Raw genomic sequence first — 18,600 nt, forward strand, 5'->3', positions numbered from 1 at the left:
GTTTGGTCACACCCGGTGGTAAAGTCGCTATCTGGCTACCGAGGGCGTTATTCTATTACCAGCAGCACTATACAGTTGCTATATGAAACCTTTTGAGTCTGTTATCGTGGTCGCAGTATCGCAAGCAACGGGGTTGTCATGCAGCAGTTCTTTGAACAAATTTATCAATACCTGAATCCATCCAAAAATCCTGATCTTTCTCCCGCCAGTGAGCAATGGGAAGCCCAGTTGCCCACGCTCTGGTTACTGGGAAAAACCGGTGCGGGCAAGTCTTCTCTGATTGAATCCGTGACCGGAAACAGCGCAATTGAAATCGGCAATGGTTTTCAACCCTGCACGCAAACCTCAGTGGCTTATGCATTTCCGCAGGATAATCCGATCATTCGATTTCTTGATACTCGGGGACTGGCGGAAGCCAGTTATGATCCGGCAGAAGACATTGCCGCCTGCCTGAGTCAGAGCCATGCACTGATCGTCGTCATGAAAGCTGAAGAGCCTGAGCAGGGTGACGTGTTGCGCGCGTTGGAAAAAATCCGTAAAGATGCCCGAATCCAGTCGTTGCTGCTGGTGCATACCGGTTGTTTATCCATTCCGCAACGTGATCAGCGCCAGCAGGCGATAGCCCATAACCAGGCGCAGGTCACGGCAGTCTGGGGTAAGTCGTTCACTTCGGTCGAGGTGGATTTTGCTGTTTTTGAGTCTTCGGATAGTACTGGTTCGCAGGCACTGCATGGCTGGTCAGCCCTTACGGCGCAGCTGGCCGAGTTGATGCCGGTGTTGTATTTGCTGCGTCAGGAGCAGCAGCATAAAGACGTGGAACACAGGAATTTTGCGACCTTGCAGCGGGAAGTATTGTGGTATGCCGGTACAGCGGGGGCATCCGATGCGTTGCCCGCGGTAGGGCTGGTTTCGGTTCCGGCTATTCAGGGCAAAATGCTGCACAGTTTGGGCTGTCACTATGGCGTGACATGGACACGGCAGCGTTTTGTCGAGTTTGTCGGTCTGCTGGGAGGAACATTTGCCCTTAAGTACCTGACCAAACTCGGGGTCAGACAAATCGTCAAGCTGGTACCAGTGTATGGCCAGACCGTCGGCAGCGCGGTGGCTGTTGCGGTCAGCTTTGCCATGACCTATGCCATCGGGCGTGCCGCCTGTAAGTACCTCTACCACCTAAGCAAAGGGGAATCGGTGACTGCGCAGGACGTGAAAAGCGTGTTTGAAGAGGCACTGAAACAGGTAAAAGCCAGTGGCGTTAACGGATTGCGCGACAAGGCCGGAGATCATAATGAAAAGAACAAAAAATAGCCTCGGGATGTTATCTCGTCTGTCCGCCGGTGTCGTGCCGTTGCTCATGGCAGCCCTGACGCTGCCGTTACTGGTGCTGGCCGGGCTCGGGCTGGTCAGTGTGTTTCAGAATGACTATTGGTTACTGCTGTCTTTGGTGCTGGCCGGATCGGCCTTGCTGGTGCTAATCGGTTATCTCAGCTTACAGCGACGCCGGGCTAACGTGGAAGCGATGACCGATTTCGAGCTGGAAGGGGACTATCAGGTTGCGCCTTCTGGTGAATGGGGCAGCTTCGAACGCGAGGTCTGGCAAGCGGTGAACCGAGAGCTGGATGCAAGGCTTGATAAAACCACGACCTGGCCTTCACTGCGTGAACTGGGCACAGATTTGGCGATGGAAGTGGCCGGGCAATACCATCCAGAACGGCAGGGGAAGGCGCTGGCTTTTACTGCGCCGGAGTTTTTGCTGATGCTGGAAAACGTCAGTCAGCGATACCGCCGGTTTCTGCTCAACCATGTGCCTTTTGCCGAGCAGCTGAAACTGTCAACCCTTAAACAGGGTTACCTGTACAAAGAGAAGCTGGATACGGCCAAACAGGTCTATGATGTTTACCGGTTGTTTCGACTGGTCACGCCTGCCGGATGGATTGCTGAAGCCCGGGGACAAGTGCTGGGTTACCTGTTTGATGAAGTGAACGTGGACGTACAGTACAAACTGAAGAAGGTGCTGATGCAGGAGGTGATCTCAGTTGCCATCGACCTGTACAGCGGCCGGTTTGCTCTGGCTGACGATGAACTGGGGGAAAGTCATGGCCACGAAACCGATCAGAGTCACCTTGCGGCCGAAATCGAGCCGTTGCGGGTCGCTCTGCTGGGGCAGATCAGTGCCGGTAAATCGTCGCTGATTAATGCCTTTATCGGAAACCTGGTCGCCGAGGTGAATGCTATTCCGACAACTGACAGTGTAGTGATCCATAAATGCGAGGTGGAAGGCATTGATTGTATTCATCTGGTGGATCTGCCCGGGATAGACGGAACCGAAGCCAATCAGAAATTACTGCTGAAACAGGTGACGAACAGCGATGTGGTGCTCTGGGTCGTAAAAGCCAATCAACCGGCCAGACAGCTTGATGTCGCCTTCAAACAGGAGCTTGATGTTTTTTATCAGCAACCGGAACATCGCAGCCGCAAGCGGCCTAAAATCATCATGCTGCTGAATCAGGTGGATCGTCTGTCGCCGGTTACCGAATGGGATCCTCCATATCGTTTGGACCAGCCGACCAACCGGAAAGCTGAGAATATTCAGGCGGCACTGGCGTACAACATCGCTCAGTTGCAGCCGGATGATGCAGTGGTGATTGCCATGCCAGATCAGCAACCGGCCTATCAGCTGGAGAAAGTGGGGGAAAGCCTGCTAGCAGCGTTTGAGGATGGCGTTAATACACAGCTCAACCGGCGTCGGCTTGAGCATGCGCGTGGCGCGTTAGGCGATCAGGCAAAACGGCTGTATCGACTGAGTAAAGTCGCTCTGAGTCAGTGGTTTACCTGATTACTGTATTTGTGAGCGGTGCATTTGTCATAAATGCAAAACTTAAACGCCATGAGTAAGCAGTTATCGCCGTTTCCACGGAACAGTCGGCGATAACTGTTCTTCTGAATTATTGTTCTGAACTGTTTTTCTGATTAACGATTAACGATTAACGATTAACGATTAACGATTAATGATTTTGCGCGGGATCACCTCAACGCCCGCCCGGTAACGTCCCGCAATCGCATTGAGTGTCAGCTCCAGCGCACTGTCCGCAATCAGTTCAAATTGCTGAGGCAGCGACTGTATTTTCATCGGCAGAAAATCCAGTAACCGGTTATCACCAAATGTTGCCAGTCGCGTGCACTGCATCAGGGAAGGATTTGCCAGCAGGGCATCGAGAACCCCTTCAAACAGGGTGTAAGACGTGGCCAGAATCGCATCTGGCATGATGTCCTGCTGAATCCATTGTTCCACCAGGTATTGCCCTTGCTTCTGGCTGAAATGATCGCCATTGGCAATCAGGGTTTTCACTTCAGGCTGATCTTTCTGCTGACTGTAAGTTCGAACTGCCGACAGGAAACCCTGTTCACGTTCACGGGACACACCCAGCTCAGGTACTGCGCCGATCAGGCCAATACTGGATACCTCTTCCTGCAACAGGCTAAGCGTCAGGGCATAGGCTCCGTTCAGATCCTCACTGATCACACTGGCAAACACTTCATCATCAAGTGCACGGTCGATGGCAACCACCGGCACACCGCTGGCCTGAATCCGTTTGTAAAACGCATTGTCACTGGGCAGCGAACTGGCCACAAGCAGGGCATCAATGCGACGGCTTAACAAGGTGTCAGCCACTTTCATTTCGGTCTCCGGATCATCATCAGAGCAGGAGATGATCAGCTGATAACCCGCCTGACGAACATTGCTCTCCAGCAGTTTTGCCAGTTTGGCATAGCTGCTGTTTTCCAGATCGGGAATGATCAGGCCAAACGAACGGCTGCTGCCTGCCCGCAGTGACGTGGCCGCATGATCCGGACGGAAGTTATGTTCGTTAACCACCGCCATGACTTTTTGCTGGGTTTTGTCACTGATGCGGTATTTCTCCGCTTTGCCGTTAATGACGTAGCTGGCTGTCGTGCGGGAGACTCCGGCAAGTTTGGCAATTTCGTCTAGCTTCATGTGATTTCTTTTTCTTAACGAGGTAGGCAGACCGTTGCATTCTACTGGCTTGGTCGGCATACGCAAAGGCTGTCTCGTTCCGAAAAGGCATTCGCCCCGGTGAGCCTCTCAGGATCATGGATCCTGAATGGCTAGGGTAACGGCTTCCCGATCCTGTTTTGTGCGGCGGATCATAGATTGAATCATGAACCGTCGAACACATTTGCATTATTAGCTGAAACCATTCAGCATTCAAGCTGAAAGGTTTCAGCAGAGAGCGAGTTATTCCATTTATTGTGCTGAAACTTTTTATTTTCCCTTTTGCTGAAACGATTCAGTAAGCAAGGGGTAGACTAGACTTAGACGGGAAGAGGCAGGACATCCTCACCGGGTTGAACAGAATGGGAGTGAATACATGCTGACATTATCGACAAAAGATATTCAGCTACAGCAAGCTGCGGCAGACAAGCAGGAAGCCATCAAAGCCATTGCGGCCGGTCTGGAGCAGCAGGGGCTGGTTGAAACGGGTTACGTGAAGGGGATGCTGGATCGGGAGGCTCAGAATTCCACTTTTCTTGGCAACGGCATTGCGATTCCGCACGGTACAACAGACACCCGCGGTCTGGTTAAGCAGACTGGCGTGCGTATTCATCATTTTCCGCAGGGCGTCAGCTGGGGGGATGACAAAACCGTGTATCTGGCAATTGGTATTGCTGCCAAATCGGATGAACACCTTGGCATTCTCAAGCAACTGACCAAAGTGCTGTCCGCTGACGGCGTGGAAGAAAAACTGCGTACCGCAGAAAACGCAGAAGGGTTGATCGCGATTCTGAACGGTGAAACACAGTTGGAAGCCGATTTTGATGACTCACTGATTCAGCTCGAGTTCCCAGCGACCGATCTGATTCAGCTGACGGCCGTGGCGGCCGGCTTGGTGAAAAACCGTCAGTCTGCCACGAACGAAACCGTGGCAGCAGCCATCGCAACAGGCGCGACGTATCTGGGGCAGGGATTATGGCTGGCAAAAAGCCGAGCCGGTGTTACTCGTACCACGCTGTCATTGGTCACTCCTGCTACAGCCTTTAAGGAAGAGGGGCTGCCGGTAAACGGCTTGCTGTTTGTGGCTGCGTGTAATGGCGCACATGTAAAAAATCTCACTTACCTGGCGCAACTGCTGTACAAGCAGCAGGCTGACAAACTGTTCACCTCTGCTGCTGACAAGATCGTTGCGCTGCTGACCGAAGAAGTGATTGAAGGCAACAGCCAGACGTTCAAAATTCGTAACCCGCATGGTCTGCATGCCCGTCCGGGAGCGATGCTGGTTAGTGTTGCGAAGAAATTTGATGCCAACATTCTGGTTGCCAACCTGAATGGGGATGGTAAAGCCGTGAATGCCAAGAGTCTGATGAAAGTGATCGCCCTTGGGGTTAAACAAGGTCATGAGCTGGCCTTTACAGCGCAAGGTGATGACGCTGATGAGGCGCTGGCCGCTATTGGTCAGGCCATTGCCGATGGTCTGGGTGAGGGCAGATGATGAGTCAAGTCAATCAAAATGCACCACGTGTTGTCACTGTTACCCTGAATCCGGCGCTGGATCTGACCGGTAATCTGGCATCCCTGACGCCGGGCACGGTGAATCTGGTGGAAAGCGGCAGTCTGCATCCGGCCGGAAAAGGCGTGAATGTTGCCAAAGTGCTGGCCGAACTCGGGGCGAAAGTGACCGTGACCGGTTTGCTGGGAGCGGATAATCAGGAGCCTTTCTGTCAACTGTTTACCGAGCTGGGAGCAGAAGATGCCTTTGTCCGGGTGAAAGGTGCCAGCCGTATAAACGTAAAGCTGGTGGAGCAGGACGGCCGTGTCAGCGACATTAATTTCCCGGGCGTTGAAGTCGGGGCGGATGACATTGCTGCGTTCGAACGCACCTTGTTTACGCTGGCGGAAACCCACGATGTGTTTGTTATATCAGGCAGTCTGCCACGCGGTTTGTCGCCTGAACAATGCGCACAATGGATTGCAACACTGCATGAGCAAGGCAAGCAAGTGCTGTTTGACAGCAGCAAAGCCGCGCTGACGGCGGGTCTCGAAGCCGCACCATGGCTGGTGAAACCCAATGATGAAGAATTGTCTGACTGGGCGGGCAAGCCGCTGGCTCATCAAGCAGAGCTTAAATCGGCCGCAGAGCAGCTGGCAACCAAAGCGATCGCCAATGTGGTGGTATCACTGGGGGCTGAAGGGGTGATGTGGCTGGACAAAGACGGCTGGCTGCGTTCTCAGCCACCGAAAATGCAAGTGGTAAGTACTGTCGGGGCCGGTGACACATTAGTAGCCGGGCTGTGCTGGGGACACCTGAATAACTGGAACAAAGAAGAGACACTGAGTTTTGCAACGGCATTGTCTGCGCTGGCCGTGAGTCAGGTCGGCGTCGGTGTGGAAGACATCGAGCAAGTGCTGAAAGTAAAAGAAAGTGTCCGGATTGATAACGTGACGTGCTAACGCGGATCAGAGGGTTTTGATATGAAATTAGCGATTCTAACAGCGTGCCCTAGCGGTATTGCAAACAGTGTGATTGCGGCGGGATTGATGGAAAAAGCGTCCGCCGATCTGAAATGGACAACAAGTATTGAGTGCCAGTCTTCAGTCGTCGCGGGTAAGACACTGACTCAGGCACAAATTGATGATGCAGACTGTATTGTTATCGTTGCTGACACGGCGGTCGATACCCGTCGCTTTGTGGGTAAGAAAGTTTATCAGGCCTGTATTGCTGACTGTCTGGCCGATCCAAAAGCTTTCCTTGAAATTGCTGTTACCAATGCCGTTGTATTGCAGACTGCTGAGAGCGTCGTGCCAAGTTCTATACCAAGCTCAGGGCTAAGTTCAGAGCAAAGTGCGTCGAGTGAAGCGTTACCCGTTTCTGGCACCAAGCGGATTGTGGCGATTACGGCCTGTCCGACCGGGGTGGCGCACACCTTTATGGCAGCTGAAGCGCTGGAAGATGAAGGCAAGCGTCAGGGGCATCAGATCAAGGTTGAAACCCGTGGTTCGGTGGGCGCAAAAAACCAGCTGACGGCTGAAGAAATCGCGGCGGCGGATCTGGTTATTATCGCAGCGGATATCGAAGTGGATTTATCGCGCTTTGACGGTAAGAAACTGTATAAAACCAGTACGGGTCTGGCACTGAAGAAAACAGCCTCCGAACTGGATAAAGCTTTCTCAACGGCCTCGGTTTATCGCCATCAGGGTGGTCAGGCGTCTGACGGTGAACAAAAGCAAGAGAAAGCCGGTGCCTATAAACACCTGATGACCGGGGTGTCACACATGCTGCCGCTGGTGGTGGCTGGTGGTCTGGCTATTGCGCTGTCGTTCGTATTCGGTATTGAGGCATTTAAAGAAGAAGGCACACTGGCAGCGGCCCTGATGAGCATCGGCGGGGGTTCGGCGTTTGCGCTGATGGTTCCGGTGCTGGCAGGCTATATCGCATTTTCGATTGCGGATCGTCCGGGACTGGCGCCGGGTCTGATTGGCGGTATGCTGGCTAGCTCAACGGGTGCCGGTTTCCTGGGGGGGATCGTAGCCGGTTTCCTTGCCGGTTATACCGCGAAATTTGTCGCAGATAAAGTCAGACTGCCACAGTCGATGGAAGCGTTGAAGCCTATCCTGATTATTCCTCTGGTTGCCAGCCTGGTCACCGGTCTTATCATGATTTATGTGGTGGGTGGCCCGGTTTCGACGGCAATGACAGCACTGACTGATTTCCTAAATAACATGGGGTCAGCAAATGCTGTTCTTCTGGGGATTATTCTGGGTTCCATGATGTGTTTCGACCTGGGTGGTCCGGTGAACAAAGCAGCGTACACCTTCGGGGTAGGACTGCTGGCTTCACAAACTTATGCCCCGATGGCGGCCATTATGGCGGCTGGTATGGTACCGGCGCTGGGGATGGGATTGGCGACGTTTCTGGCTAAACGCAAGTTTAATGCTAACGAAGCAGAAGCCGGTAAAGCCTCCTTTGTTCTGGGACTGTGCTTTATCTCAGAAGGGGCAATACCTTTCGCAGCCCGTGACCCAATGAGAGTGATCCCTAGTTGTATGATGGGTGGCGCGTTGACTGGGGCATTGTCGATGTTGTTCGGCGCAAAACTGATGGCTCCGCACGGTGGGTTGTTTGTTCTGCTGATTCCGAATGCAATCACACCCGTGTTCATGTATCTGGTCGCGATTGCTGCCGGTACTATCGTTACCGGTGTGACGTACGCATTCCTGAAGAAATCGGATGAAGAATTGCTGGTCGCGGCGCAGGCAAAATAAGCAGTACAGCAAAATAATCAGGTTCTGTTTCTGAAATCCTAAAAAAAGCCCCGGCGTAAATTGCCGGGGCTGTTGCCACCGCTGCCTACGATTTTGTGTCGTGGTCACCTTATTTAGGTTTCAGAGTGACGCTCCCCCAATGCTGTACAATGTACAGCAAGCTCTGATTGACGCACTAGTTATAAGTAGACTTTCCCTGCGTATAATTAATTTAAAGCGCAAGTTTTATCGTTATTATATTTCCCAGTTTGTTTTTTATTTATTTTATATTTCTTTTTTATTGTTATTATTCCTCTGCTTCTAACAACAGATGTTCCCCATCAGTCACCAAAAGATATGACTTCCCAATATCTAAATTACAAACATCGGCAGAGTTCGCACCTAAATAAAGTTCACCGTTACAATTGTCTAATGTCATGTGGGGTGAAAAGGTGCCTTTTTTTACTTCTATTGTCGACATCGCCGATGACAGAGTTAATACCTGAGTATCTTTCGTTGTAAATATCCTGATTCGGTACTTTTCTGCAACCGGTGATGGTGTATGCAGATCCGTGGACAGCATCAGGTCACCACTGTCTGCCCAGGATACTGCCCAGAGCTTCTCTGAGTTATTCAGCAAAACATCATCCACCTGATTAACAAAAGTCTGGCTATTGGTATCGGTCACACCAATATTGACTTTTGTTGGTGTTGATGTGGTCCAGCTAATTGAATGATATTGTCCATCGTTATCCAACACTGTCGCAACTTTATTATTGCCGTCGAATAACTGAGAACTGTCGGATGTCTGTTTGACATAAAAGTCTATTGATTCATTAACAATATTAATTAAATCAATCCCGGCTTTTCTGACACTGATATCATCCATTGAACTGACAGAAGGGGTGGGGTCTCCGTCTGAGCCACCTCCGCCGCAGCCAAATAAAAGAACGGTCGTGAGAATTGTTAGCGCTGGCCTAATCATGCTAGGAACCTCGTTATAATAATTTCTGAAGCTCAGGATAAGCATATTGCAAGAACTGATAATTTTTTGACGAATAACGGGGAGAAAATTAAGAAAATAATAAGTGACTGAAAGCGTGTGATTTTTTTGCTCTCAGGAATGAGATTTTGCGCTGAGACAAGAATAAGACCTTGAGTTGAGATAAATGGGGCAGGTTTGAACCTGCCCACAGTGGCATATAGCCGAGGCTGATCGGTCAGTCTGCTTAGCGGCTTAGCACATCTTTCGCTTTAACCCGCTCATGTCCAGCAGACGGGTTGAAATTTCTTCTACCGACAGAGAGCTGGTGTTGAGATAAGGGATGGCTTCACGGCGGAACATGGCTTCCACTTTGTCCAGTTCCTGCTCGCACTGCATCGCACTGGCGTACTGGCTGTTGGCATAACGTTCCTGACGAATGGTAACCAGACGTTCTGGATCGATAGTCAGGCCATAGGTTTTGTAACGATACGGTTCAATCGCTTTCGGCAGCACCAGGCTCTTCATATCTTCCGCAATGAAAGGATAATTCACGGCGCGAATTCCAAATTGCATGGCTAAATAGAGGCTGGTAGGGGTCTTTCCACAACGTGACACACCTAACAAAATGATGTCGGCTTGATCAAGATTGTTGAGAGAAATACCATCATCGTGGGCAAGGGTATATTCAATCGCGGCAATACGATCCTGGTAGCTGGCAGCATCTTTATTGATGCTGTGAGACCGCTGCAGCATTGGTCTCGGCTCTAATTGAAGGTCGTCTTTCAGGGGGACAACCAGCGAGTTCAGAATGTCATAAAAATGCGCTGGGCCTTGCTCAATAACCGCTTTTATTTCAGGGATTACAATGGAATAGAAGACAAGCGGTCGGATACCGGTTTCTTCGTAGGCCGCTTCAATTTTTCGTCGTACAGATTCCGCTCGTTCGATGGTTTCGACGAAGGGAAGGGTCGTTTGGCGGGTTTCAATGTCAAATTGTCCCAGAACAGCATGGCCAAGTGTCTCAGAAGTAATCGCTGTACCATCAGAAACGTAAAACACGTCACGAAAATTAGTTTTGGGCTGCATAAAAAGTTGAATCCTTAAAAAATTTCTGTAGCTTAAAGCTCAATATTACTTATAACAATAACCACACAGGGTGGCTATGCCTCGTTTACATTTTTGAGTGTGACGTTTGCATAGGAAGGTAATACCGGCTGCGACCGCGTTTTTTTTAAACGATGGCGCAATCGTTTAGCCTGAAACTACCCCAATATAACCTGTTGAATCCAATAAAGGAGAATGACCGTGCAACAGAATGTTGTCTGGTACGATGCTTTGTCAATGAACGATGTTGATAAAGTGGGTGGAAAGAACGCTTCATTAGGTGAAATGGTAGCTAACCTGGCAAACGCTGGCGTTAAAGTGCCAAATGGCTATGCGACAACCTCATATGCGTTTAACCAGTTTCTGGAGGCGAATTCGCTGAACGAGCGAATTTACCAGTTGCTGGACTCGTTGGATGTTGACGATGTCAACGCACTGCAACAGGCTGGGGAAACTATTCGTAATTGGGTTCTGGATGCACCGCTGCCTTCAGACCTGGAAGATGATATCCGCAAATGTTACGCCGAGCTGGGCGAAGGTGACGACATGCTGTCTGTCGCGGTACGTTCTTCTGCAACTGCAGAAGACCTGCCGGATGCCTCGTTCGCAGGCCAGCAGGAGACGTTCCTGAATATTCGCGGTATCGACTCTGTTATTGAAGCGGTTAAGCATGTATTTGCTTCTCTGTTCAACGACCGTGCGATTTCTTACCGTGTGCACCAGGGTTTCGACCACAAAGGTGTTGCATTGTCTGCTGGTATTCAGCGCATGGTGCGTTCAGACAAAGCGTCTTCAGGCGTAATGTTTACCCTGGACACCGAGTCTGGTTTTGACCAGGTCGTGTTCGTGACCTCTTCATGGGGTCTGGGTGAAATGGTTGTACAGGGTGCGGTGAACCCGGACGAGTTCTACGTTCATAAACCAACTCTGGAAGCCGGTAACCCGGCGGTAGTACGCCGTACAATCGGTTCTAAGCTGATTAAGATGGTTTACGCCGACGGTAAAGCACTGGGTACTCAGGTTGAGACACTGGAAACGTCTGCTCAAGAACGCAACCAGTTCTCTTTGAACGACCAGGAAATCGAAGAATTGGCGAAACAGGCGCTGATCATCGAGAAACACTACGGTCGTCCAATGGATATCGAGTGGGCAAAAGACGGAATCACTGGTGAGCTGTTCATCGTTCAGGCTCGTCCGGAAACCGTTCGTTCACGTGATGATGCAAGTGTGATGGAACGCTTCCACCTGAACGGCACAGGTAAAGCTCTGATTGAAGGCCGTGCAATCGGTCAGCGTATCGGTAGTGGTGTGGTTCGTGTGGTATCTGACCTGTCTCAAATGGATCAGGTTCAGAAAGGTGACGTACTGGTTGCTGACATGACTGACCCTGACTGGGAACCAGTGATGAAAAAAGCGGCAGCTATCGTGACTAACCGCGGTGGCCGTACATGTCACGCAGCTATCATTGCCCGTGAGCTGGGAATTCCGGCAGTAGTGGGTTGTGGCGACGCGACTGAACTGCTGAAGACTGGTCAGCAAGTAACGGTTTCTTGTGCTCAGGGTGAAACTGGTTACATCTACGAAGGTGAGCTGGACTTTGAAGTTCGTCGCTCAGCGGTTGATGATCTGCCAACCCTGCCTCTGAAAGTCATGATGAATGTGGGTAACCCGGATCGTGCTTTCGACTTCGCTTGTATTCCAAACGAAGGTGTTGGTCTGGCCCGTCTGGAATTCATCATCAACAAGATGATCGGTATTCACCCGAAAGCATTGCTGAACTACAGCGAGCAGTCTGATGAGCTGAAAGCTGAAATCGACAAACGCATTGTAGGCTACAGCGATCCGGTTGAGTTCTACATTGAGAAACTGACTGAAGGGATCTCTACACTGGCATCAGCCTTCTGGCCGAAGCGTGTGATTGTTCGTATGTCTGACTTCAAGTCAAACGAATACCGTAACCTGGTAGGTGGTGTGAACTTCGAACCAACGGAAGAAAACCCGATGATCGGTTTCCGTGGTGCGTCTCGCTACATTTCACCTAAGTTCCAGGATTGTTTTGCACTGGAGTGTGAAGCGATTAAACGTGTTCGTAACCGTATGGGTCTGAAGAACGTAGAAATCATGATCCCATTCGTGCGTACAGTCAGCGAAGCAGCGTCTGTCATCGACCTGCTGGCGAAATTCGACCTGCGCCGTGGTGAAGATGGCCTGAAAGTCATCATGATGTGTGAGCTGCCTTCTAACGCGATTCTGGCGGAAGACTTCCTGAAGTACTTCGACGGCTTCTCTATCGGTTCAAATGACATGACACAGTTGACGCTGGGTCTGGACCGTGACTCCGGTGAAATTGCGCACATGTTCGATGAGCGTAACGAAGCGGTGAAAGCGATGCTGAGCATGGCCATTAAAGCGGCGAACAAAGCGGGTAAATACGTTGGTATTTGTGGTCAGGGCCCGTCGGATCACGATGATCTGGCACAGTGGCTGATGGAGCAGGGCATCGATTCTGTTTCTCTGAACCCGGATACAGTTGTTGAAACCTGGCTACACCTGGGTTCAAAACAATAATTCCATACCAGCTTACCTCGCAATGATCTGATCACTGCGAAACGCTGAATGAAAAAAGCCTGCAATGAAAGTTGCAGGCTTTTTGTTTTGCGAAGCTCAAAATGCAGACTCCCAGCCTTTAGAAGCACATACTTAGAAGCACAGCTCTCAGAAGCACAGCTCTCAGAAGTACAGCTCTCAGAAGTACAGCTCTCAGAAGTATAGTTTTCAGAAGTACCGCTTTCAGAAGTGCAGCTTTCAGAATCGCGGTATTCACAGTAAAGGCATTTATAGCTCATCCAATAAGCAACGTCATCCAAATCACAGCATCTAATGACCTTAGTTTAATGGCCTGAGTTTGAAAACCGCCCTAAAGCGCTGTAGCAGACCATAAGAGCCTCGATGAAGTCGAATGTTATTAGCTCCCCGGATATGAAGCCTCAGAGGCTCTAGCAGGCTATATGAAGCGAAATTCTAAGTATCAAGCACATCCGGCGGTATCAAACGCTGACGAATGTCTGACGACACGCTTACTTTGCTGGTAAGGATTTGGCTTTCAGGTGTTTTTTCACCTTTTTTAATGCCAATTGGCGCTTTAACGGCGAAAGGTAATCAATGAATAAATGGCCGGTTAGGTGGTCAATTTCATGTTGCATCACAATGGCAAGAAAATCGTCACTTTCAATGGTGATTGGAGTTCCATTGCGGTCAAGCGCCGAGACAACGACCGAACTGTAGCGCTCGACATCGGCGTAATAGTCAGGAACCGATAAGCACCCTTCCTGTCCCATTGTTTTATGTGCCCCACTGACCACGTCAGGGTTAATCAGTATCAAAGGTTCATTACGTTGCTCGGAAAGGTCGATAACAACAACGGCTTCTCTCCTACCGACCTGAGTAGCGGCTAAACCTATACCATTGCTGGTGGCGTAAAGTGTTTCCAGCATGTCATCAATAAGTTGTTGCACCGCTTTAACATCATCAACTTTTTCGGCTTGTACCTTGAGTTTTGGGTCTGGTGCGGTGAGTATGTCTAAAATGGCCATAATATCCTTCTTGTTAAACATCTTTCGATCCTGAGACCGGATAATACCTGTTTTAAGCTGTGTTTTTGAGATTTGTTTAAAGAGGGCAGTTGCAGGGGATGTTGTGGTGGTTTGCGGAAAGACTCTGTGAGAGAGGGGGAGGTGAATGTTTGTAAGCAGAAAAGTTGCAGATAAAGAAAAGCCGCCAGGAAACATGGCGGCAAATTCAAAAGTACAACAGTGTTATTATTATGTGTAGGGCTTATTTCTTAGCAAATTCTGGGTAAGTTTTGTAGCGAACACCCATCATCTGTTCCATACAGTGAACAACCTGGCAGCTGTAGCCGAATTCGTTATCGTACCAGATGTACAGTACGCAACGTTTGCCTTGAGCGATAGTTGCTGCACCGTCAACAACACCCGCGTGGCGTGAGCCTACGATGTCGCTGGATACGATTTCAGTTGATTGCGTGTAATCAATCTGACCAGAAAGCGGTGAGTTCAGCGCCATCTCACGCAGGTATGTGTTCAGCTCGTCTTTCTCAGCTTCTGAGTTCAGGTTCAGGTTAGCAACGGCCATAGACACGTTTGGTGTCGGTACGCGGATTGCGTTACCAGTCAGCTTACCACTCAGTTCAGGTAGCGCTTTAGCTACAGCTTTCGCAGCACCTGTTGAAGTCAGAACCATGTTCAGTGATGCAGAACGACCACGACGCTCGCCGCTGTGGAAGTTATCGATCAGGTTCTGGTCGTTAGTGTATGAGTGAACAGTCTCGATGTGACCAGAGTCAATGCCGTACTTGTCGTTAATCGCTTTCAGTACTGGCGTAATGGCGTTAGTTGTACAGCTAGCGGCTGAGATGATGGTGTCATTTTCCAGAATCACAGATTCGTTCACACCAAATACAACGTTCTTAATATCGCCTTTACCTGGAGCGGTCAGCAGAACTTTCGCTGCGCCAGGGGAAGCCAGGTGCTGGCTCAGACCTTCGCTGTCACGCCAGATACCGGTGTTATCAACAACCAGTGCGTTGTTGATGCCGTAAGTGGTGTAATCAACATCAGCAGGGCTGTTCGCGTAAATAACCTGGATGTAGTTACCGTTAACGATGATGGCTTTGCGCTCTTCGTCAACAGTGATGCTGCCATTGAATTGGCCGTGTACTGAGTCACGACGCAGCAGGCTGGCACGTTTTTCCAGGTCACCACCTTTACCGCCACGAACAACGATAGCTTTCAGGCGCAGAGGGTAACCCTGGCCGCTTTTCTCGATAAGCAGACGAGCAAGCAGACGGCCGATACGACCAAAGCCGTACAGAACAACGTCACGAGCTTCGACAGACTGCGTGCTGTTGATGGATTCAATCAGTGCAGTTTGCAGGAAGTCCTGGATATTGCTTTCGTCGTTGTTAGTTTTCCAGTATGTCGCGGCAAGTTGGCCGACATCGATACGACAAGGAGAGAGATCCAGTTCAGTCAGCGCTTGGATTAAAGGCAGGGTTTGAGTCGGTGAAACTTCGCAGCCGGTGTAACGGCGGGCCAGACGGTGTGATTTGATTAGATCAATCACTGAAGTGTTAACTACCTGACGACCAAATAGCAGCACTTCTACACCTTTTTGGCGATATAGCTGACCTAGCAGTGGAGCGATGGTTTCGGCGTCGGTTTGGCTGGTTTGCCAGTCTAGCAGGTATTTTTCTGGACTCATCTTTCGTTTGGACCTTTCACTTAGGGAAGATAGAGGTAAAACCGTTATTTTCGGCTTGTGATGTTATTGTTATGATTTTTGATGGCGGGAAGTGTAACGTTTGCGTCGTTTTTATCCTAGTAAAATTAATGATTTATAAATGTGATCTAAAACGTCGATAAAAGGTGATGATGCGCAAACTTTGAGTGAACGTTTATGTAACACATTTAACTTACCGAGCACTTTTTTTTAGCAGATAATTAGCGAATGAAATATCACCGCTTTTTGAGTAAATTCTTTTCAATTTGCATCCAGAATCCGGTAATACGCCGCTTTAAGGCTGTCCCTCTGATTTTTCCTTAAAGACCTCATTAAAAATCAATTGGTTATTTCCTGCCCAAAGTTGGCAGATTTTTTGCTCCTTCATTTTTAACGTTCAAACAGTCGTCCCTTAGCAAGTCTGGTGGTTGTTGCATGTGCCTTGCAAGTAGCAAGCACAAGCAACAGGCGTTAGGTGGCAACTGTATCATTCGGAATCCTGATGGTTGGGTATTTGTGATGGCGCTCAGTGCCTGCGACTAAGAACTCAGCCTGTGGAACACCGAATGTGTGATGAGGAAGCTCTGTGATGAGGTAGCTCAATGGTGCATTCTGGTTCAGATCATTCCCGGTTTAGGCCGACTTGCCGCCCATGGCGAACTCAATTTGGGCTACAGCTTAGGCTGGGACGAGTGATCGTGATGATTTATAGCTTTGTGATGGTAATGAGCCTGCTGATGGTGGTGCTCTACGTCACGAAGCTGACGGTGCTGAGAGCGGAACAGTCAGTTCAGCTGGCGATGAGTATGGCTCTGCCGCTCGGTGCTGAGCGGTCTGCCTATGCCAGAACGAAGGCGCCGGGCAAAGAGGGTGGGGTTGATCATTCGGTTATGCCTGTTGACACCGACGTGTTTGCTATAACAGAAACCCCCTCAAAAACCGGTATGCCGTACATGACGGATGACCGATTGAAGGAAGAGGCGTTCACCCTGAAGCACGCTGAGGCCTTGGTTGAGCAATTGTTTAAGCATGACGACAACATTACCCGGTTGGTTGTCACTCTATCCGGGGATAATAAGGTTAACAGCGTAGAGGTTATCGGTACGCGTCTGGCGCACCGGCAAAGCGAGGAGGCAATTTGTTCTTCAGGGCTTTGTACATCAGAGATTGCTGTATCAGCACTTGAAGCAACAGAACTTGAAGCATCAGAGCTTGGTGAATCACAGCTTTGCTCTTCTGTGTGTTGCCCTTCGGTGAAAGGGTATCCATTGTGGACCCTCAATATTACGGGGAGCCTGGGGGACCCGCCTCAAAAGTCGATGGTGTATCAGGTTGACTACTGTATTGCGGTAATGTGGTTTAGCGCCTTCAGCAAAGCACTGCCTCTGCTGGTGATCTATCTGATGAGCCTTAGTGCCGCTTTTGTGATTCTCTACCGCTGGCTTCACAGGCAATCTCAGGAGTCCCGACGCCTGCTTGAAACGGGTTTGGCAATGACCGAACAGTTAACAGAAGAACTTCGCGATTGTCGGCAACCAGCACCATCAACGTTCGATTCCTCGGTATCATCCCAATTGAAACAATATCCTGATATATGGGCGAATGTTAGTCATGAGCTCTGTACGCCGTTAAATGGCATTCTGGGCTTTGTGCAATGCCTTGAACATGAGCATGCTTTGTCTGATAAGCCGCTATATAAAGGAGGAGATAAAGGAAGAAATAAAGGAATAGATAAAGAGGCAAGTGACGTAGCAAAAGCGAAAAGCCATAAAGATGAAATTCTACCAGTGGCAAAAGAGGCGGAAATAGCAGCGCCAACACCAGCGTCAACAGTAGAAACTGTGTCACCGATGCTGGAGCAGACCGCGTTTATTAAACAGGCCGCGTTGACACTGAATCATTCGATCGAGGGTTTGCTGGATTATCTTCGGTTGGAGCAAGGTGATGTGGTGACCGAGATGCAGTGCGTGCGGGTGTCGCAACTGGTTAGGCAGTGTGTCGATAACATTACTGCTCGCGCGACAGAGAAGCGGCTTCTGCTGGATGTCAGGCTTCCGTCTGATGCTAATCTGCCCGTCATGCTTGATACCCAACATCTGCAAAAAATCATTGGCTGCTTGCTGGACAATGCGGTGAAGTTTACCGATGACGGTGAGATCAGGGTGAGTGTGACGTTAACACCTCAAGCGGCAGCATTGCCACAAAATGGCGAGCCGGAAGATGACCGTTCCGTGAGTGAACGCGTGCTGCTGTCCGATGTTGATATCGATATTCGCATTCAGGATTCCGGGGGAGGGATTCCTGTCAATCGTCTACAGGCGGTGTTTCGTCCTTTTATACAGGCGGATGCTGCAGTGGCAGAACATTATGGTGGTCTTGGCCTCGGGCTGACCATTGCCAGTCGACTTGCGAAGCTGATGGGTGCCAGGTTGCGCTTGAACAGCAGTAAAGGCAAAGGCGTGGAATGTTGTCTGACGCTGACGGCGAATCAGGCCACGCAGGGAACCCTCCCTGTTGAAGGGACATTCCGGACATGTGATTTATCCCGGTTTAAGGCCTGCTCTGTTCTGGTGGCAGACGACAGCAAGGTGAACCAGCTGTTAGTAAAAGCCCTGCTGGTATCGATGGGGATGAGCCGCATTAGATTTGCTGATGACGGGCGGCAAGCGGTGGCTGCCGTGAAGGCTAACCAACCGGATGTGGTGTTGATGGACTGCCAGATGCCGCAGATGAACGGTATCGAGGCCACAGCTGCCATCAGGCGATACTACGGTAGCAATCAACTTCCCGTTGTGGCACTGACAGCCAATGTTTCGGAGACTGAGCGACAACGTTGCCTGAATGCCGGGATGAACGATTTTGTCACCAAGCCCGTCTTTAAAACTGAACTGTTTCAGGCGCTGTGGGCGGTATTAGAGGCAAAGCAGCCAAAATAAAACAGGAACCATCAGGCTCC

General features: G+C 50.1%; 12 protein-coding genes. 7 read left to right on the top strand and 5 right to left on the bottom strand.

Annotated features, from left to right (window positions below):
* Positions 1-138: 138 nt before the first annotated feature.
* Positions 139-1,305, top strand: coding sequence for a YcjF family protein (locus PGW97_RS06615; RefSeq protein ID WP_273859367.1), 1,167 nt, complete (start codon positions 139-141; stop codon positions 1,303-1,305).
* The gene (locus tag PGW97_RS06620; protein ID WP_273859370.1) at positions 1,286-2,833 is read left to right on the top strand and encodes a GTPase family protein; all 1,548 of its coding nucleotides are present in this window, start codon (positions 1,286-1,288) and stop codon (positions 2,831-2,833) included. The genes PGW97_RS06615 and PGW97_RS06620 overlap by 20 nt, the downstream gene beginning before the upstream one ends.
* A gap of 162 nt (positions 2,834-2,995) precedes the next feature.
* Here PGW97_RS06620 and cra read toward each other — a convergent pair whose 3' ends face one another.
* Complete coding sequence (cra, locus tag PGW97_RS06625) at positions 2,996-3,994, bottom strand: catabolite repressor/activator (protein WP_273859371.1); 999 nt, start codon at positions 3,992-3,994, stop codon at positions 2,996-2,998.
* A gap of 394 nt (positions 3,995-4,388) precedes the next feature.
* On the opposite strand from cra, the gene fruB reads away from it, so the two are divergent.
* Genes fruB through fruA form a run of 3 tightly spaced genes read left to right on the top strand, consistent with a single transcriptional unit; the run spans position 4,389 to position 8,278 of the window.
* Positions 4,389-5,507 carry a fused PTS fructose transporter subunit IIA/HPr protein gene (gene fruB, locus PGW97_RS06630; RefSeq protein ID WP_273859373.1) on the top strand — a complete coding sequence of 373 codons (1,119 nt, stop codon included), beginning with the start codon at positions 4,389-4,391 and terminating at the stop codon, positions 5,505-5,507.
* The gene (pfkB, locus tag PGW97_RS06635) at positions 5,507-6,466 is read left to right on the top strand and encodes a 1-phosphofructokinase (RefSeq protein ID WP_443147119.1); all 960 of its coding nucleotides are present in this window, start codon (positions 5,507-5,509) and stop codon (positions 6,464-6,466) included. Before fruB ends, pfkB begins: the two co-directional genes overlap by 1 nt.
* Before the next feature lie 21 nt (positions 6,467-6,487).
* Positions 6,488-8,278, top strand: coding sequence for a PTS fructose transporter subunit IIBC (gene fruA, locus PGW97_RS06640; RefSeq protein WP_273859376.1), 1,791 nt, complete (start codon positions 6,488-6,490; stop codon positions 8,276-8,278).
* 286 nt (positions 8,279-8,564) lie between these two features.
* On the opposite strand, the gene PGW97_RS06645 is transcribed toward fruA, so the two are convergent.
* Complete coding sequence (locus PGW97_RS06645) at positions 8,565-9,242, bottom strand: hypothetical protein (protein WP_273859377.1); 678 nt, start codon at positions 9,240-9,242, stop codon at positions 8,565-8,567.
* A 252-nt stretch (positions 9,243-9,494) separates the two neighbouring features.
* Positions 9,495-10,328: a posphoenolpyruvate synthetase regulatory kinase/phosphorylase PpsR gene (gene ppsR, locus PGW97_RS06650; RefSeq protein WP_047885608.1), complete on the bottom strand. Its 834-nt coding sequence runs from the start codon at positions 10,326-10,328 to the stop codon at positions 9,495-9,497.
* 255 nt (positions 10,329-10,583) lie between these two features.
* On the opposite strand from ppsR, the gene ppsA reads away from it, so the two are divergent.
* Complete coding sequence (gene ppsA / locus PGW97_RS06655; RefSeq protein ID WP_254462952.1) at positions 10,584-12,914, top strand: phosphoenolpyruvate synthase; 2,331 nt, start codon at positions 10,584-10,586, stop codon at positions 12,912-12,914.
* A gap of 509 nt (positions 12,915-13,423) precedes the next feature.
* On the opposite strand, the gene def is transcribed toward ppsA, so the two are convergent.
* Together def and PGW97_RS06665 are read right to left on the bottom strand one after the other, a co-directional pair.
* A complete protein-coding gene (gene def, locus PGW97_RS06660) occupies positions 13,424-13,939 on the bottom strand; it encodes a peptide deformylase (RefSeq protein WP_273859637.1) in 516 nt (171 codons plus the stop codon).
* 241 nt (positions 13,940-14,180) lie between these two features.
* Positions 14,181-15,626 carry a glyceraldehyde-3-phosphate dehydrogenase gene (locus tag PGW97_RS06665; protein WP_047885607.1) on the bottom strand — a complete coding sequence of 482 codons (1,446 nt, stop codon included), beginning with the start codon at positions 15,624-15,626 and terminating at the stop codon, positions 14,181-14,183.
* Between the two features lie 719 nt (positions 15,627-16,345).
* Here PGW97_RS06665 and PGW97_RS06670 point away from each other — a divergent pair.
* The gene (locus tag PGW97_RS06670) at positions 16,346-18,580 is read left to right on the top strand and encodes a response regulator (RefSeq protein WP_273859638.1); all 2,235 of its coding nucleotides are present in this window, start codon (positions 16,346-16,348) and stop codon (positions 18,578-18,580) included.
* Positions 18,581-18,600 lie beyond the last annotated feature (20 nt).

This window comes from Photobacterium sp. GSS17 (assembly GCF_028621875.1).
Taxonomy (GTDB): domain Bacteria; phylum Pseudomonadota; class Gammaproteobacteria; order Enterobacterales; family Vibrionaceae; genus Photobacterium; species Photobacterium ganghwense.

What these genes read in the sequence shown, in the direction of transcription:
- PGW97_RS06620 (WP_273859370.1), top strand. Translation starts at nt 1,286, where the DNA reads ATGAAAAGAACAAAAAATAGCCTCGGGATGTTATCTCGTCTGTCCGCC.
- def (WP_273859637.1), bottom strand. Translation starts at nt 13,939, where the DNA reads ATGGCCATTTTAGACATACTCACCGCACCAGACCCAAAACTCAAGGTA.
- ppsA (WP_254462952.1), top strand. Translation starts at nt 10,584, where the DNA reads ATGAACGATGTTGATAAAGTGGGTGGAAAGAACGCTTCATTAGGTGAA.
- cra (WP_273859371.1), bottom strand. Translation starts at nt 3,994, where the DNA reads ATGAAGCTAGACGAAATTGCCAAACTTGCCGGAGTCTCCCGCACGACA.
- fruB (WP_273859373.1), top strand. Translation starts at nt 4,389, where the DNA reads ATGCTGACATTATCGACAAAAGATATTCAGCTACAGCAAGCTGCGGCA.
- PGW97_RS06645 (WP_273859377.1), bottom strand. Translation starts at nt 9,242, where the DNA reads ATGATTAGGCCAGCGCTAACAATTCTCACGACCGTTCTTTTATTTGGC.
- PGW97_RS06670 (WP_273859638.1), top strand. Translation starts at nt 16,346, where the DNA reads ATGATTTATAGCTTTGTGATGGTAATGAGCCTGCTGATGGTGGTGCTC.
- fruA (WP_273859376.1), top strand. Translation starts at nt 6,488, where the DNA reads ATGAAATTAGCGATTCTAACAGCGTGCCCTAGCGGTATTGCAAACAGT.
- ppsR (WP_047885608.1), bottom strand. Translation starts at nt 10,328, where the DNA reads ATGCAGCCCAAAACTAATTTTCGTGACGTGTTTTACGTTTCTGATGGT.
- PGW97_RS06615 (WP_273859367.1), top strand. Translation starts at nt 139, where the DNA reads ATGCAGCAGTTCTTTGAACAAATTTATCAATACCTGAATCCATCCAAA.
- PGW97_RS06665 (WP_047885607.1), bottom strand. Translation starts at nt 15,626, where the DNA reads ATGAGTCCAGAAAAATACCTGCTAGACTGGCAAACCAGCCAAACCGAC.
- pfkB (WP_443147119.1), top strand. Translation starts at nt 5,507, where the DNA reads ATGAGTCAAGTCAATCAAAATGCACCACGTGTTGTCACTGTTACCCTG.